The sequence below is a fragment of the Lysobacter sp. N42 genome (assembly GCF_004344885.1).
The window spans coordinates 49,662-64,831 of sequence record NZ_SKFB01000002.1 but is presented as its reverse complement, the minus strand read 5'-3'; the positions used below and the strand labels follow the sequence as shown (position 1 = coordinate 64,831).

Genomic DNA, 15,170 nt, shown 5'->3' with positions numbered 1-15,170 from the left:
TGGGGTCAGAGCACCTGGTGCTCTGACCCCCTCTTAATCTGGCGTTATGCCTATCTCACCTGGCTTTATGCCCAAAGCCCTTAATTTCTCCTGACAAATGGTGTCAGCGAAGAGCTCTTGGTACTTTTGCCTTCTTTCATTATCAACGTTGTCTAACTCTAAGTATTTTTGATGTGGCGTTATAAGTTTTGATTTAAAACCAAGTGCGTTGCTTTTATAACTTGTCCACTCATATTCTTCCGGCGTATTTACAATTCCTGCAGCAACGGGATTACGTTCGATATATCGGTATAAAGTAAGTAGGTAAAGATCTGAATATACGGGGAAAGATTTAAACCTTCCCTCCCAAAGAGTTCCTGTTCGCCCATATTTAGTATTGAAGTACCTGACATATCTTGTCCCTAGAAACTGCATCATTTTGCTTACAGCAGAGTTTTTCTGTGGCGTACATAGCAAGTGAACATGGTTATTCATCAGTGCCCATGCATGAATAGAAACATCATATTTTTCTTTGTATTTCCTCAACCAATTTATATAAGTCGCAAAATCCATACTTTCTAGGAAACATTTCGTTTTGTTGTTGCCGCGTTGAATTACATGTAACGGTATACCGATATCCGATTGGCGGGGCTTTCTGGCCATAGGTTCACCTCCTTGTAGCCAGATAAAAATAGCTGAAGTAAATAGAGCGTGAAGGGATGAAGAACCACTTCCGAAATAACCAACTAAAATGGGGTCAGAGCACTTAGTGCTCTGACCCCAAAGTGCTCTGACCCCATTTTGGGGTTTTGGCTAGACGCTCTGTGTAAAAAACTGCTAAACTATTGCCGCGTAAAGTACAGGGTTATTACTGTTGCGTAACGAATTTTGAGCTTTCAATCTTCCCTAAATTGAGTAGTGCAAACGCGTATGATTACGATAAAGAAAGGATTGGACATCCCTATTGCGGGTGCTCCACAGCAAATTATCGAGGATGGTGCTGCCATCAAGACCGTTGCCGTGCTAGGTGAAGAGTATGTGGGAATGCGCCCGACTATGCATGTCCAGGTTGAAGACCAGGTCAAAAAAGGTCAGGTTCTTTTTGAAGATAAGAAGAATCCGGGTGTTAAATTCACTGCTCCTGCCGCTGGTAAGGTCATCGAAGTTAACCGAGGCAAACGTCGTGTTTTGCAGTCAGTTGTTATTGAAATTAACGGTGACGAGCAAGTAACGTTTGAGAAGTACAGCGCAGACAAGCTTTTACAGCTTTCGCGTGAGAATGTTCAACAAAACCTAGTTGACTCAGGTTTGTGGACAGCATTCCGTACTCGCCCATATTCTCGCTCTCCAGAATTGGACAGCACTCCGAAAGCCATTTTCGTTAACGCGATGGACACCAATCCATTGGCGGGCGACCCAGTTCTGGCGATTAAAGAAAACGAAGAAGCATTCCAAAACGGTTTGAAAGTAATCAGCCGTTTAACGGAAGGTAAGCTTTACGTTTGTAGCACGCCAGAAGCTGACTTGAATTTCGATAGCGCGCCAGTAACGCACGAAACCTTCACGGGTGTACACCCAGCAGGTAACGTGGGTACACATATTCACTTCCTAGAAGGCGTGGATATGGGGTACAAGGTTTGGCACATCGGTGCTCAAGACGTTATTGCGGTTGGTGAATTGTTCACAACAGGTGAGCTATACACGAAACGCGTTATTGCGCTTGGTGGCCCTGCTACGAAAAACCCTCGTTTAGTTCGCACACAATTAGGCGCGAACCTGAACCAATTGCTTCAAGGCGAAATTAACGAAGGCAACGTTCGCGTTGTTTCGGGGTCTGTCTTGAACGGCCATAAAGCAAGTGGCCCGCACGCATACTTGGGACGTTTCCATAACCAAGTTTCAGTGCTAGACGAAGGTGACGAAAAATTACTCTTTGGTTGGATTTGGCCAGGTAAAGAAATGCACTCGGTAACGCGTGCTTATACCGGACACTTCCGCCCAAGCAAACTGTTCAACATGAACGCGTCGACGAACGGTTCAGAGCGTGCAATGGTTCCAATCGGGAACTACGAGCGCGTAATGCCTCTCGATATCTTGCCAACTATGTTGTTGCGCGACTTATGTGCCGGCGACCTAGAAAGCGCGCAAGCACTCGGTGCGTTGGAATTGGACGAAGAAGATTTGGCGTTGTGTACTTATGTATGCCCGGGTAAATATGACTTCGGACCACTGCTTCGCAATGTCTTGACCACCATCGAGAAAGAGGGCTGATGTCATGAGCTTAAAAAATTATCTTGAGCAGATTGAGCCGAACTTTGAGAAGGGCGGTAAACACGAGAAGTGGTATGCACTGTATGAAGCAGTAGCAACTATTCTTTATACGCCTGGTACTACAAACAAAGGCGCAACGCATGTTCGTGACAATGTCGACTTGAAGCGCATCATGATCCTTGTATGGATGATGACCTTTCCGGCAATGTTCTACGGCATGTACAACGTAGGTTATCAAGCATCACTTGCACTTGGTCCTGACTCTGCATACCAATTAGCAGACGTATGGCAAGTGAGTTTATTCCACCTGTTCGGCGGTGAATTCACGCCAGACGCAGGCTGGGGCACAATGCTTTGGTACGGTGCGTGTTTCTACTTACCTATTTACGCGGTAACGTTCGCGGTGGGTGGTTTCTGGGAAGTATTGTTTGCGTCAATTCGCAAGCACGAAGTGAACGAAGGTTTCTTCGTATCTTCAGTACTGTTCTCGTTGATTCTTCCTGCGACTATTCCGTTATGGCAAGTTGCCTTAGGTATCACTTTCGGTATCGTTATCGGTAAAGAAATATTTGGTGGTACTGGCCGTAACTTCTTGAACCCAGCACTAACAGGTCGTGCATTCTTGTACTTCTCTTTCCCTGCTGCAATTTCAGGTGACAAAGTATGGACTGCGGTAGACGGTCACTCTGGCGCAACAGCGTTGAGTGAAGCGTTTAACGGTGGTGCGAACTTCGCAGCTGAGTTTGGTCAGCAAGCGATTGGCGCATGGACTTGGATGGACGCATTTATCGGTCGTATTCCTGGTTCTGTAGGTGAAGTGTCTACCCTTGCTATCGCAATTGGTGGTTTGGCGCTTATCTATTTCCGGATCGCGTCTTGGAGAATTGTTGGTGGTGTACTGATTGGTATGATCGCGTTCTCAAGCCTATTGAACTGGATTGGTAGTGACACTAACCCAATGTTTGCGATGCAGTGGTACTGGCACCTAGTTGTTGGTGGTTTCGCATTCGGTATGTTCTTTATGGCAACCGACCCAGTGTCTGCTTCTTTCACAAATCGTGGTAAGTGGGCGTACGGTATTCTGATTGGTTTCATGACAGTGATGATTCGCGTAATAAACCCTGCATTCCCAGAGGGTATTATGCTTGCGATTCTATTTGCTAACGTATTCGCGCCACTGTTCGACCATTTTGTAGTTCAAGCGAATATTAAGCGGAGGGTTGCTCGTCATGGCTAAAAGTAACGACACTTTAAGCAAAACCTTCACAGTTGTTATCGCACTTTGCCTTGTGTGCTCGATCATCGTGTCGGGCGCCGCTGTTGGGCTAAAAAGCAAGCAAGAAGCTGAAGCTGCACTTGCGAAGCAAACCAACATTTTAAGCACTGCAGGCGTTTCAACTGAAGGCCAGTCTATTAATGATGTTTTCGCGTCACGCGTGAAAATTGCAACGTACAACCAAGAAACGGGCGAAGTAGTTGCATTTGACTCATTAACAGCAATGGACACGCATTTAGATGACGTGGCTATATTAGAGCAAAGCGAAGCGGCTTCTGCTGCTGGTGTTCGTGACTTACGTAACGAAATTCCAGTTTTTGCAGTAATGAGCGAGCAAGGCGATGTTCAAACTTATGTTATGGACATTCGCGGTGCGGGCTTATGGGGAACAATGTATGCGTTCCTAGCTGTAGAGCCTGACGGACAAACGATTCGCGACATTCTGTTCTACAAGCACCAAGAAACTCCTGGTTTGGGTGGCGAAATTCAAAACCCACGCTGGACAGCAAACTTTGAAGGCCTAACTGCAGTAACTGACTCCGGTGATGTTGCAGTAACCGTAGGTAAAGGTGCTGGTGCACAGCCTAACGGTGTAGACGCGCTTTCAGGTGCAACAATTACAAGTAATGGTGTGAACAGCACTTTAAACTTCTGGCTGAGCGAAAATGGCTATGGTCCATTGTTAGCGAAGCTTCGTGAAGAAGGAGCGATTCTCTAATGGCTAGCGCAAAAGAAATTAAGCAAACGCTGTTTGGGCCTATCTTTGCGAACAACCCAATCGCGTTGCAAATTCTAGGGGTTTGCTCTGCTTTGGCAGTAACCTCTTCAATGGATAAAACATTAGTAATGTGTATCGCACTAACCGCGGTAGTTGCATTTTCTAACTTGTTTATCTCGATTATTCGTAACCACATTCCATCGAGTGTTCGTATTATCGTGCAAATGACGATTATCGCGAGCTTGGTAATTGTGGTGGACCAAATTCTTCGAGCTTATGCTTACGATATCGCACAAGAGCTTTCGGTATTCGTTGGTTTGATTATTACCAACTGTATCGTAATGGGCCGTGCAGAAGCATTTGCGATGAAAGAGCCACCGTTGATGTCTTTCTTCGACGGTATTGGTAACGGTCTTGGCTATTCAGTAGTTCTACTTACTGTTGGCTTTATCCGTGAATTATTTGGTTCAGGTAGCTTGTTTGGTTATCAAATCTTGCCATTGGTAAGTGAAGGCGGCTGGTATACCCCAGTAGGTCTTCTAGTGATGCCTCCAAGCGCATTCTTTATTATCGGCGGTTTCATTTGGGTACTTCGTACATTCCGCACTGAACAAGTAGAAGCGAAGGAGAGTTAAGCATGGAACATTATATTAGTATGTTTGTTCGTGCTGTGTTCATTGAGAACCTCGCACTTTCATTCTTCTTGGGAATGTGTACGTTCCTAGCCGTTTCTAAGAAAGTTACAACCGCTATTGGTTTGGGTGTTGCCGTTGTTGTGGTATTGGGTCTTTCTGTACCAGCAAGTAACTTGGTTAACACGTTTGTTTTGGCACCAGGTGCGCTCGATTGGGCAGGTTTTCCTGATGCAGACCTTAGCTTCCTCCGTTTCTTAACCTTCATCGGCATTATTGCTGCCTTGGTTCAGATCCTTGAGATGGCTTTAGATAAGTTCTTACCGGCTCTATACAACGCGTTAGGCATCTTCCTACCGTTGATTACAGTAAACTGCGCAATTTTTGGTGGTGTACTGTTCATGGTTGAGCGCGACTACAACTTCGGTGAGTCAGTCGTTTACGGTATCGGCAGTGGTGTAGGTTGGGCGTTAGCTATCACTCTACTTGCTGCGGTTCGCGAAAAGCTGAAGTACGCGGACATTCCAGCTGGCCTTCGTGGTCTTGGAATTACATTTATCAGCACAGGTCTGATTGGTTTGGGCTTTATGTCGTTTTCCGGCGTATCCCTGTAATAACCCCTCGGTGTAAAGAAGTAGTGGGAATATAAGGAACGAGGCGATGCAAGAAATATATCTTGGCGTGGGCATGTTCACGGTAATCGTACTAGCGTTAGTGGTAATCATTATGGTTGCGCGCTCTAAGTTAGTACCTTCCGGTGATGTCCAAATCGTTATCAATGAAGACGAAGATAAAACCATCACAACTCAGCCTGGCACAAAGCTGTTAGGTGCGTTGGCGAATGCGGGTATTTTCGTATCGTCCGCTTGTGGTGGCGGTGGTTCATGTGGTCAGTGCATTGTGCACGTTAAAGAAGGTGGTGGAGACATTCTACCTACCGAGCGTGACCACATTTCTCGTGGTGAAGCACGCAAAGGCGCGCGCTTGTCATGTCAGGTGAACGTAAAACAGAACATGCAAATTGAACTTGAAGAAGAAGTCTTCGGGATCAAGAAGTGGGACTGTACTGTTCGCTCTAATGACAACGTTGCAACTTTCATCAAAGAATTGGTTCTTGAGATTCCAGATGGAGAGTCTGTACCGTTCCGTGCTGGTGGTTACATTCAAATTGAAGCTCCACCGTACCATGTACAATATAAAGACTTTGAAGTTGCGGAAGAATTCCGTGGTGACTGGGAGAAGTTTGGTATTTTCAACCTTGAAAGCAAGGTAGACGAAGAGACTATCCGTGCTTACTCAATGGCAAACTACCCAGAAGAAGAAGGCATGATCATGTTGAATGTGCGTATTGCTACGCCACCTCCAAGTGACATGAGCTTGCCACCAGGAAAAATGTCTTCTTACATCTTTAGCTTGAAGAAAGGTGATAAGGCTACAATTTCTGGTCCGTTTGGTGAATTCTTCGCGAAAGAAACTGACGCTGAAATGGTGTTTATCGGTGGTGGTGCTGGTATGGCGCCAATGCGTTCACACATTTTCGACCAGCTTCGTCGCTTGAAAACAGATCGTAAGATCAGCTTCTGGTACGGTGCGCGTTCTATGCGTGAAATGTTCTATGTTGAAGATTTCGACATGCTAGACGAAGAAAACGAAAACTTCGAATGGCACGTAGCGCTTTCAGATCCGCTTCCAGAAGATAACTGGGAAGGTTACACAGGATTTATTCATAACGTACTTTATGAAAACTACCTGAAAGACCACCCAGCACCAGAAGACTGTGAATTCTACATGTGTGGTCCGCCGGTGATGAACGCCGCAGTAATCAACATGTTGAAAGACTTAGGTGTCGAAGACGAAAACATTATGTTGGACGACTTCGGTGGCTAAGACAGCATTGAATCAATGGCTAGCTCCTTTGGGGCTAGCCTTTGTTTTTCTAAACCTGTTAACAGCATGCAACGACAGCCGTGAAGTTCGCATTGCTACAGGCCAAGTAAAAGAACTTTTGTTCCAAGTGAGTTACGTTCCTGCCCACCCGAACCAAACCGAATCTCGTATTCAGGGGCGAATTGAAGGGCTAGTCGCTCATTTAGAACAGCAGTTTTCAAGCCAATACCCTGACTCTCAAATATCTCGCCTCAATCAGTGGCAAAGTACGCAACCCGTAGTGCTTACCCGCGAACTAGAAGAACTATTACTTGCTGGGTTGAATGCCCATGCGCTTTCTGGTGGTGAAATGCCGATGTTCTTCCACACTTCGCCTTTAAATGAACCAGCTTCAGTGCGGGTGGTGAATCATCAGTTATTTAAATCTACAGAAGACGTTCAAGTAGATATGGAGTTAGTTCTACACGGCTTTATTGTGGACCGAGTAGCGCATCTTATGGAACTTATGAATGTTGAGAACTATCGTATCGACATTAATGGTCAAGTTCGGGCGCGAGGTTTCGACTTAGAACGGAAGCCTTGGAATATTGATGTGAGCAACGGCGAAACACTTCAACTTGCCGATGCGTCGGTAGGGCAAAGTCAGACCATTTCTGGGGCGCATATACTCGTGGTACACGAGTCGTCTGCGGCGGCAACTGCATTAAGTGCTTGGTTCGCTGCAATGGGTACCGATACTGCTTTAGAGAAAGCGTCAGCCCTAAGCATACCGTTAGAGATTCAATTAGATGAAAACGGTTCGCCAAAAAGTTATACTAGTCCTGCATTCCAAAGTGCATTTTCCGGTTAGTTAAATACTGGAACTGCACGTTTCAAGCACGGTGAGGTAGTCCATGCAAACATTAATATTGGCTTTTGTTCTTATGCTTATCGTTTTCGGCGGTATGGCCATTGGTGTCCTAGTACAACGTAAGTCTTTGGCTGGAAGTTGTGGCGGCATTGGTGCGTTGGGTATGGACAAAGCATGTGATTGCGACAAGCCTTGTGACAAGAAGCAAGCGAAGCTCGCCGAAGAAGCCCGCAAAGAGAAAGAAAAAGCGTGGCAAAACAACCGTATTCATTAAATTAAACATAGCTTTACGCAAAATGAATAGGGTTTTCACCCCCTTCGTTTAAAAAAACAACAATCTTTCAAACAAACAGTTCTTGAGAATTGTCTATAATTTACGCAGTTGGGAACGACCCGTAAATTAACGATTAAGGACTGTGTATGTTTCAACGTAAACTTTTTGCTGTAAGTGCTTTAACCGCATTACTTGCTTTTCCAGCATCTGCAGAAGTGCAGTGGAGTGGCTTTGCAAACATTGGTGCTGGCTTCACTTCTGGTAGTGATGAAGAGTTGCTAGGTTATAACGACGACTTAGGTTTCAAGCCTGACACGTTATTCGCGTTACAAGGTACTTCACAAATTTCTGATCGTTTAACTGCAACGGTTCAGGTAATGGGACGCGCAGAAAACGACTTTGATCTAGAATTGGAGTGGGGGTACTTACAATACCGCCTAAACGACAGCTGGACACTTAATGCAGGGCAATTACGTTTGCCTACCTATAGTTACTCTGACTCAATTGACGTCGGTTATACATATCATTGGGTTCGTCCACCTGCGAGTGTTTACCGTGTGCCATTCGACACCTACATGGGTGCAAGCTTAACCAATAGCACGTTCGTTGGGTCTGCTTCTGTAAACACACAATTCGTTGCGGGTCGTTTTAATGGTGACATCAACTTCGGCGGCTCTGAAGTTGAAGCAGACGTTAAAAACATTCTAGGCGCTAATGTTACGGCTTACATCGGTAACTTCACGGTACGTGGTGGTTACATGATGTCTGACTCTGTAACTTTAGCTACGCAAGACCCACAACTTCTTGGCTTAGTGCAAGTATTAGGTGCATACGGTGTTCCTGAAGTGGGTGATGCATTACTTCCAACCGACGACGAAGGTACATTCTTAGGCTTCGGCTTAATGTACGACAACTTTGATTGGTTTATTGGCGGTGAATTTACCCAGCTAGAAGTAAAAGATAGCTTGGTTTCTGAGCAACAATCTCAGTACATCACTGCGGGTAAGCGTTTTGGCAAAGTAACTTTGCATGTAACGTTCGAGCAAACACAAGACGACAGAGCAACGCCTGACGCGTTGTTGCCTGCAGCGTCTCCTGTTGCTCCACAAATCCCTGGTTTACCTTCATACGCAGCGCTTGCTCCAACTGTTGCTGCTGTTGCTGCTTCGCAGGTTAGCGAAATTGATTACACCACAGTGGGTATGCGTTACGACTTTGATACAGGCGTAGCTTTCAAGCTGGATGTAACCACAGCTGAAGACAACGTGTTAAACACAGACGCAACGCTTGTTACCTTCGCAATTCAAACCGTATTTTAAGGAGTACTGACATGAATATTCAGAAACTTATTATTGGCGGTTTAATGTCGCTTGCGTTGGTAGCAGGGTTTTCATTTGCGCCAAAAGCTATGGCTGAAGGCGCTGTGGTAACTCAAGCTGCTGTAGACGCTGAAATTGTTCGCCGTATTTATCTTGGTCAAACACGCCAGCTTATTGCTGCGAATTTGCCTGAGGGTAGCGATGCAAGAAACGCGTTTGAGAATAACTTTGTAGGCCGTTCTCCAGATCAGATGAAAGCACATTGGTCGCGCTTGATCTTTACTGGTCGTGCAGTGGAGTTGCGAGTTCTAGAGAGTGACGAAGAAGTTCTAGAGTTCGTTCGTGGTAACGCGAACACCGTAGGCTATATTAGCGATGCGAGTAAAGCCGGTGGCTTAACGGTTATCGCTACATTCTAATGACTTGGCCCTCAAGGCTGAGGGCATAGCAAGTATTGTCGTAGCCACAGTCAAAGGCTTGCACGCCTTGCGTGGCTGCGACGTTCCATTCCTCACCTTCATTGTGACTCACCCACAGTCCTTCCTGATTGCCCACGTAAATGCTTTCGTTGTTACCATATAAAATAGTAATGGCTTGTTCGGTGGGGGGAGTATTTATGGCAGTGAACTCACCGTTTGAGTAACGATAAAGTTCTGCGGTTTGTTCGTTACCTCCGGCTACAAGAATATTGTTACTGGAAAAAGGCCATACGGCATGAACGCCGGCACCTGAACCACCTGTCAGCGGCGTGTCCACAACTTCAAATCTTAGCTCATTACGATTTTTATATATGAGTCTGGCTTTAGGAGCGTGGTAAGTTCCGGCTGCCCAGGTGTCGTTTACAAAACGTGCGCATTGGTCACTATTGTTGCTTAGTTGCTCTCCGGGTTGCACGGGACCCGCAAAGCCGTTTCTTGAGTCAATCCAGTTGCGACCGTTGATTGACCTGATAATGTGCCAGTCACCATACCGCGTGTCCGCGAATATCCAGCCCTCGCCATCGGGAATGACTGCGAAGCAGCGCAGGGCTTCGTCTCCGGTACTGCGGTACAAACGTTGCCAACTGAAACCTTGGTTACGCGTGGTGTAGAATCGAGAGTCGCCTTCGCCGTCGTTACTAAGAATAAATGCTCGACGCTGATCAATGGCGTGAACCTGCCGTACGCGCAAGGGGGTTGTTTCACCGGTGGGAACGGATTTAGAAAAGCTTTCTCCGTTATTTTCTGTAATCCAAATAGTGCCAGTGTTGCTTCCTACCCACCATGTGTTTTCATTCACCACAGAAAGTGCAGTCCATTTCTGCTCTGAGGACAATTGAATCTGTGCTGACGCCAATGCTGAACTAAATATGGTCCACAACAGGAGGATAAATAGTAAGCAATTAAACCTGTAAAAACTCATAAAACGACGACCCTTTGATATGCCCCGTGACAGCCTGAAGCTGTATGGTATAGTCCATCATTATCATTAATTATGGCTTTTATACGTTGAGCAACCGCACATGGTTTTATTCAAACGTATGGACCCAGTGTAAACCTTTTAGGATAGACAAACGAATGAAGCAGTTCATTTTCTTATTGTTTGGATTCATATTTCTTTTTAGCGCTTCTCACCAGGCCATCGCCCAAGACGAGAATGAAGATATAAGAAGTATTCAAAAAGAGGAATTACTTGGTCTTCTAGCCAAGCGTTATTCGAACTTCCATCCGTTGTTTGAAAGCCCCGATATTGTCGGCAACTTTCCGCCGATTGTGCAAACCGGTAAATTGATTTCATTAGCAACAGGCGAGCGTGTCTTACTGCTTGAACAATCTTTTATAACTAATGTCACTGACCCTTTTCGTAGGCAGTTATTACGATTTATGATTCCGAGCCGAAGTGAGGGTATATTGCAGATTACATATCCACTACCGAGTTCTATCGAGTTTGAAGAAGAAAGCCTGAGCGATTTATCTGCTTTTGAGAGATTACCTGGCTGTGAAGTGAGGTGGCAAAAGGGAGCAGATGGTTTCGTAGGGAGCCGCACAGCTGAGCGTTGTTACTTTGTTGATGAGAGTGGTCAGCAAGTGCATCTGAGGTCTCAGTTTCAGGTGAATAGCGAACAGTTGGTTTTGGACGAAACAGTTTTAAATCAAGAAGGAGAACCTACTGCGGAAGACGAGGCACAAACTCTGTTATTAGAACCTATTCGCCTTCTTCAGCTAGAAGCCGCGTTATTGCCCGCAGGAGCTGAAATAGATGATGCAGATGCTTGGATGCCAGTACAGCTTGAAAACCAGCTTCACGATCATGGGCAACGTGTAAACTTGCGCTTGGGTGAGTTGGCCTCACCGTATCAAATCAGAGTAACGTTTGTTCCCGAGCAGCCTAACATGCTCGACATTACTTTGTTCTCTGTGGGTTACAGTCAGCCAATAGAACAGTGGTTGATAGAAAAGGAAAATGGAGCTTGGACACAAACCGAAGCTCCATTGCGTTTTGTTCTTCGAGAGCAAGACTAACGCGTTTATTTGCGCGGAGGTTGCGCGTCTACAGACTGGCCGGTTACACCAACACTTTCGTTTGCCATGAAGTATAGGTAAGTAGGCATAAGGTCTTCTGGAGTTCTTAACTTCTCTGCATTTTCTGCAGGGTATGCCTTAGCGCGCATTTTCGTGCGCGTTGCGCCTGGGTTAATGACATTCACACGCAAATGAGAGTTTTCGTATTCGTCGGCAATAACTTGCGCCATTCCTTCCGTCGCAAACTTGGAAACGGCATAAGGACCCCAATGCGCTCTACCCGTTCTGCCTACGCCTGATGATGTGAACACCACCGACGGAGACTCTGCTTTAAGCAATGCAGGCATAAGTGCTTTGGTCATTAGGAATTGCGCGGTTACGTTTACGTGCATAACGTCATTCCAAGTATCAGCTTGAATTTGGTCGAACGGTGAAAGCACGCCCAGTAAGCTTGCGTTATGAAGAATGCCGTCCAAGTGACCAAACTGGTCGATAATGGTGGCGCACATATCTTGGTAGTGGCGTTCGGTGGCGCCTTTCATGTCTAACGGAATAATTGCTGGCTCGGCACTACCTTGCGCGATAATTTCGTCGTAAACACTTTCTAGTTTTTTTACCGTGCGACCCAGTAAAATAACAGTGGCACCGTGCTTCGCGTAAGTTAGAGCCGCTACACGACCAATGCCGTCTCCTGCGCCGGTTACCAGAATAACTTTATTTTGTAATGCGTCTGCAGACGCTTGGAAACTTTGTGTATTCAACATAATTTATACTTTAATAGTTGTACTTGTGCATTCGAGTGCTTCATATTGTACAGTAGATACATACAGAATCTTAGTCAGCTTTGCGCCAAGGTTAAGAAAAACCTTTAATCTTTGTGCTTAGCGGTGTATAAAACTCGTAAACGATTACCCAAAGTGGGCCCGTACTCATGCCCAGAATGGGCTTAGAATTAGAACAACAAGGATTGGGGAAACCTCATGAAAAAACTGCTTCTGTCTTTGTCAGTCGCGTCAGCTCTAGGCTTGACCGGTTGTTTGTCAGACGGCACTGATGCGCCGGTGACCGATGAAGAAATTAATTCTGCTGCTGTCCGTGTCGTATTCGACCCGGGTTTAAGTAAGATCAGCTTACCAAACGATATTTTGTTAGGGGGCACTACAGACGGCACTTTAAACATTCCTGTAGACGACCCAACAGATTACGCTGACCCACAGGTTGCCTTGGGTACACTAGATGGCTGGTCAACAGCTATGCCACAAGAGTTCGGTTTCGACTTGGCGACCGACGAATTTGGCGAAACAATTACAGTAGACAGCAGTAGTGTAACTGCCGCTGGCGGTATTCGTGTGTTCCAAGCTGTCATGGGTGGCGACACTAGCGTAGAAGAGTGTACAAGCGTTCCTCAGGGTGCGGTTTGTACTATCGTAGCGGAATTAACACACGGTGAAGACTTCACAGTAGCATGGAGCAACGGTCGTGCATCGGTAGTTCCTCTTGTACCGTTCTTACCTAAAACGGGCTATGTTGTAGCGCTTACAGACTCAATCGTAGACTCGTTAGGTCGTTCGATTAAGCCGTCTACAACTTACTTCACTTTAAGCAAGCCTCTTTCAACCGACCCAATCGGCGGTGCGCAAGAGCAAGCTTTACAAGGTATTATCAATAGTCAGCGCGGTGCATTAGCAAGCGCGGGTGTAGACGTTGAAACTATCGTTCATACCAAGTCGTACACGACGCAGTCAGTAGGAGACGTACTGGGCGTAGTGAAGCAACTTATGTTGCAACCTGCACTAGCTCCACAACTTACTGCTGGTCCTACGGGTATGACTGTTGCTGACGCGTTAATTGGCGCTGGTCAGTTACCAAACGACCCTACAAACCCTAACGTAGCTATTGCGAGTTCTGCTGATTTATACGCAGGTACAGTAACGCTACCTTACTTCAGTGCAATTCCAACTGCTGAAAACCCTGGTGCACCTTTAACGGGTCGCTGGCAGGCAACTGCAGTTAGCCCTGCAGCTATTCAGATTGGTTTGAACTCTGGTGCGATTACGCAAGAAGAGTTAGCAGCAACTCTAGTGGGCTTAGGTTTAGACCCTGCAGTTGTATTGGCAAACCCAGCTAACTTAGCAGGTGCTATTCCTTACGAAGCAGCGCCTGTGGCTCTATACAACCCAGACTACGATGCAACAGACCCAGACTCTGTTCGTGGCTTGGACCAAGAGCGCTTGTTAACTAAGTACAACCCAATTCCACGTCCTTCAACGGTGCAAACAGTTCCACTGAGAATGTCTGTTCCTAATGTAGCTGTGGTAAATGCTGTGCGTGCTCAGCAGGGCTTAGACCCAATTGCTGAACCAGCAGGCGGTTGGCCGGTTGTTATTTTCCAACACGGTATCACGGGTTCAAAAGAGAACTTCCTAGCAATTGCAGGTACTTTGGCTGTATTCGGTCAAGCTGCTGTAGCTATCGACCATCCGTTACACGGTGAGCGTGGTTTCCCAGGCGGAATTAACGCAACTTCAGGTCAAGGCTCTCCGACCAACTACTTGAACCTTGCTAGCTTGCTTACAGCGCGTGACAATCTACGCCAGTCTGTTTCTGACTTGCTTGGTTTACGTTTAAGCTTAAGCAACGGTGCAGCTAATTTTGGCGGCGCGAACATCAACGGTATGGACGTTAGCTTTGTAGGTCACTCGCTAGGTGCGATTACAGGTCACAACTTTGTTGCGCTAGCGAACACTGGCATGACAGGCGACGCTGCTGCTGCAGACCCACTTTACAGTGTTGAAGCTGCTGCATTAGGTATGCCTGGCGGCGGTATTGCACCATTCCTAGTTGAGTCTCAGTCTTTCGGTAATCTGATTGGTGGCTTACTAGCGTTCCAAAGCTTTGACGGGTTCCAAGCGTATGCACTAGAAGAAGCGACTAACTCAGGTATCGTACCTGGCTTAGACAACCCGCAGTTCCTAGGTGCAGTTGCTCAGTACTATGCAATGTACTACGGCGGTATTGCGACAGACGCAGAAATTGCAGCGCGTGACTCTCTGTTAGCTCAGTTCCAATTCGCGGCTCAGTCTATCGTTGATCCGGGCGACCCAATCAACTACGCACGAGCGCTTGTTGCGACTGAAACGCCAACTTTCTTAATCGAAGCTATTGGTGATGCAACTATTCCGAACTCAACTGCGCATCCATTAGGTGGTACAGAGCCTCTTATCCGCTTGCTAGGCCTGCAAAACATTACTACGGCCATCGTTTCACAAGACGGTGAACCGTTGTCTGGTGCTGCGCGCTACATCAATGGTGGTCACGGTGGTTTGTTAGACCCATCTGACGATGCGGCGACTACAGCAAACCAACAGCAAGCGATTGGTGTTTGGTTGCAAAGTAACCAGCTAATGCTGCCTGTTGACCCGAGCTTAGTACCTCAATAAGCATAGGTGCCTCAGTAAACAGT

The 15,170-nt window shown here is 46.4% G+C and carries 15 protein-coding genes; 12 read left to right on the top strand and 3 right to left on the bottom strand.

Going from position 1 to position 15,170, the window contains the following annotated elements; translation table 11 throughout:
• Positions 1-33: 33 nt before the first annotated feature.
• Positions 34-642, bottom strand: coding sequence for a transposase (locus EYQ95_RS05575; RefSeq protein WP_207916239.1), 609 nt, complete (start codon positions 640-642; stop codon positions 34-36).
• A 267-nt stretch (positions 643-909) separates the two neighbouring features.
• Here EYQ95_RS05575 and EYQ95_RS05570 point away from each other — a divergent pair, with 267 nt between their 5' ends.
• From EYQ95_RS05570 to EYQ95_RS05525, 10 genes are all read left to right on the top strand, one after another.
• Positions 910-2,250 carry a Na(+)-translocating NADH-quinone reductase subunit A gene (locus EYQ95_RS05570; RefSeq protein ID WP_111914920.1) on the top strand — a complete coding sequence of 447 codons (1,341 nt, stop codon included), beginning with the start codon at positions 910-912 and terminating at the stop codon, positions 2,248-2,250.
• Positions 2,251-2,254: 4 nt separating this feature from the next.
• Positions 2,255-3,487: an NADH:ubiquinone reductase (Na(+)-transporting) subunit B gene (locus EYQ95_RS05565; protein ID WP_111914919.1), complete on the top strand. Its 1,233-nt coding sequence runs from the start codon at positions 2,255-2,257 to the stop codon at positions 3,485-3,487.
• Positions 3,480-4,244 (top strand): Na(+)-translocating NADH-quinone reductase subunit C, encoded by a 765-nt coding sequence (locus EYQ95_RS05560; RefSeq protein WP_111914918.1) that lies wholly within the window; start codon positions 3,480-3,482, stop codon positions 4,242-4,244. The genes EYQ95_RS05565 and EYQ95_RS05560 overlap by 8 nt, the downstream gene beginning before the upstream one ends.
• Complete coding sequence (locus EYQ95_RS05555; RefSeq protein WP_111914917.1) at positions 4,244-4,879, top strand: NADH:ubiquinone reductase (Na(+)-transporting) subunit D; 636 nt, start codon at positions 4,244-4,246, stop codon at positions 4,877-4,879. The genes EYQ95_RS05560 and EYQ95_RS05555 overlap by 1 nt, the downstream gene beginning before the upstream one ends.
• 2 nt (positions 4,880-4,881) lie before the next feature.
• On the top strand, positions 4,882-5,490 hold the full coding sequence (nqrE, locus tag EYQ95_RS05550; RefSeq protein WP_111914916.1) for an NADH:ubiquinone reductase (Na(+)-transporting) subunit E: 609 nt from the start codon (positions 4,882-4,884) through the stop codon (positions 5,488-5,490).
• A gap of 46 nt (positions 5,491-5,536) precedes the next feature.
• On the top strand, positions 5,537-6,763 hold the full coding sequence (nqrF, locus tag EYQ95_RS05545) for an NADH:ubiquinone reductase (Na(+)-transporting) subunit F (protein WP_111914915.1): 1,227 nt from the start codon (positions 5,537-5,539) through the stop codon (positions 6,761-6,763).
• Positions 6,756-7,613: an FAD:protein FMN transferase gene (locus tag EYQ95_RS05540; protein WP_165831948.1), complete on the top strand. Its 858-nt coding sequence runs from the start codon at positions 6,756-6,758 to the stop codon at positions 7,611-7,613. Before nqrF ends, EYQ95_RS05540 begins: the two co-directional genes overlap by 8 nt.
• 43 nt (positions 7,614-7,656) lie before the next feature.
• Positions 7,657-7,887 carry a (Na+)-NQR maturation NqrM gene (gene nqrM / locus EYQ95_RS05535; RefSeq protein WP_111914913.1) on the top strand — a complete coding sequence of 77 codons (231 nt, stop codon included), beginning with the start codon at positions 7,657-7,659 and terminating at the stop codon, positions 7,885-7,887.
• A 146-nt stretch (positions 7,888-8,033) separates the two neighbouring features.
• Positions 8,034-9,206, top strand: a complete 1,173-nt coding sequence (locus EYQ95_RS05530) for a hypothetical protein (RefSeq protein WP_111914912.1) — start codon at positions 8,034-8,036, stop codon at positions 9,204-9,206.
• Positions 9,207-9,217: 11 nt separating this feature from the next.
• A complete protein-coding gene (locus tag EYQ95_RS05525; protein WP_111914911.1) occupies positions 9,218-9,625 on the top strand; it encodes a hypothetical protein in 408 nt (135 codons plus the stop codon).
• On the opposite strand, the gene EYQ95_RS05520 is transcribed toward EYQ95_RS05525, so the two are convergent.
• Positions 9,615-10,607, bottom strand: a complete 993-nt coding sequence (locus tag EYQ95_RS05520; protein ID WP_111914910.1) for a hypothetical protein — start codon at positions 10,605-10,607, stop codon at positions 9,615-9,617. The two genes, EYQ95_RS05525 and EYQ95_RS05520, sit on opposite strands and share 11 nt — an antisense overlap.
• A gap of 155 nt (positions 10,608-10,762) precedes the next feature.
• Here EYQ95_RS05520 and EYQ95_RS05515 point away from each other — a divergent pair, with 155 nt between their 5' ends.
• The gene (locus EYQ95_RS05515; protein ID WP_111914909.1) at positions 10,763-11,707 is read left to right on the top strand and encodes a CpcT/CpeT family chromophore lyase; all 945 of its coding nucleotides are present in this window, start codon (positions 10,763-10,765) and stop codon (positions 11,705-11,707) included.
• A 5-nt stretch (positions 11,708-11,712) separates the two neighbouring features.
• On the opposite strand, the gene EYQ95_RS05510 is transcribed toward EYQ95_RS05515, so the two are convergent.
• Positions 11,713-12,471, bottom strand: a complete 759-nt coding sequence (locus tag EYQ95_RS05510; protein WP_111914908.1) for a YciK family oxidoreductase — start codon at positions 12,469-12,471, stop codon at positions 11,713-11,715.
• Positions 12,472-12,687: 216 nt separating this feature from the next.
• On the opposite strand from EYQ95_RS05510, the gene EYQ95_RS05505 reads away from it, so the two are divergent.
• Positions 12,688-15,147, top strand: a complete 2,460-nt coding sequence (locus EYQ95_RS05505) for a VolA/Pla-1 family phospholipase (protein ID WP_111914907.1) — start codon at positions 12,688-12,690, stop codon at positions 15,145-15,147.
• Positions 15,148-15,170 lie beyond the last annotated feature (23 nt).

Coding starts and splice junctions, on each gene's coding strand:
- EYQ95_RS05575 (WP_207916239.1), bottom strand. CDS start 642: ATGGCCAGAAAGCCCCGCCAATCGGATATCGGTATACCGTTACATGTA.
- EYQ95_RS05570 (WP_111914920.1), top strand. CDS start 910: ATGATTACGATAAAGAAAGGATTGGACATCCCTATTGCGGGTGCTCCA.
- EYQ95_RS05565 (WP_111914919.1), top strand. CDS start 2,255: ATGAGCTTAAAAAATTATCTTGAGCAGATTGAGCCGAACTTTGAGAAG.
- EYQ95_RS05560 (WP_111914918.1), top strand. CDS start 3,480: ATGGCTAAAAGTAACGACACTTTAAGCAAAACCTTCACAGTTGTTATC.
- EYQ95_RS05555 (WP_111914917.1), top strand. CDS start 4,244: ATGGCTAGCGCAAAAGAAATTAAGCAAACGCTGTTTGGGCCTATCTTT.
- nqrE (WP_111914916.1), top strand. CDS start 4,882: ATGGAACATTATATTAGTATGTTTGTTCGTGCTGTGTTCATTGAGAAC.
- nqrF (WP_111914915.1), top strand. CDS start 5,537: ATGCAAGAAATATATCTTGGCGTGGGCATGTTCACGGTAATCGTACTA.
- nqrM (WP_111914913.1), top strand. CDS start 7,657: ATGCAAACATTAATATTGGCTTTTGTTCTTATGCTTATCGTTTTCGGC.
- EYQ95_RS05530 (WP_111914912.1), top strand. CDS start 8,034: ATGTTTCAACGTAAACTTTTTGCTGTAAGTGCTTTAACCGCATTACTT.
- EYQ95_RS05525 (WP_111914911.1), top strand. CDS start 9,218: ATGAATATTCAGAAACTTATTATTGGCGGTTTAATGTCGCTTGCGTTG.
- EYQ95_RS05520 (WP_111914910.1), bottom strand. CDS start 10,607: ATGAGTTTTTACAGGTTTAATTGCTTACTATTTATCCTCCTGTTGTGG.
- EYQ95_RS05515 (WP_111914909.1), top strand. CDS start 10,763: ATGAAGCAGTTCATTTTCTTATTGTTTGGATTCATATTTCTTTTTAGC.
- EYQ95_RS05510 (WP_111914908.1), bottom strand. CDS start 12,471: ATGTTGAATACACAAAGTTTCCAAGCGTCTGCAGACGCATTACAAAAT.
- EYQ95_RS05505 (WP_111914907.1), top strand. CDS start 12,688: ATGAAAAAACTGCTTCTGTCTTTGTCAGTCGCGTCAGCTCTAGGCTTG.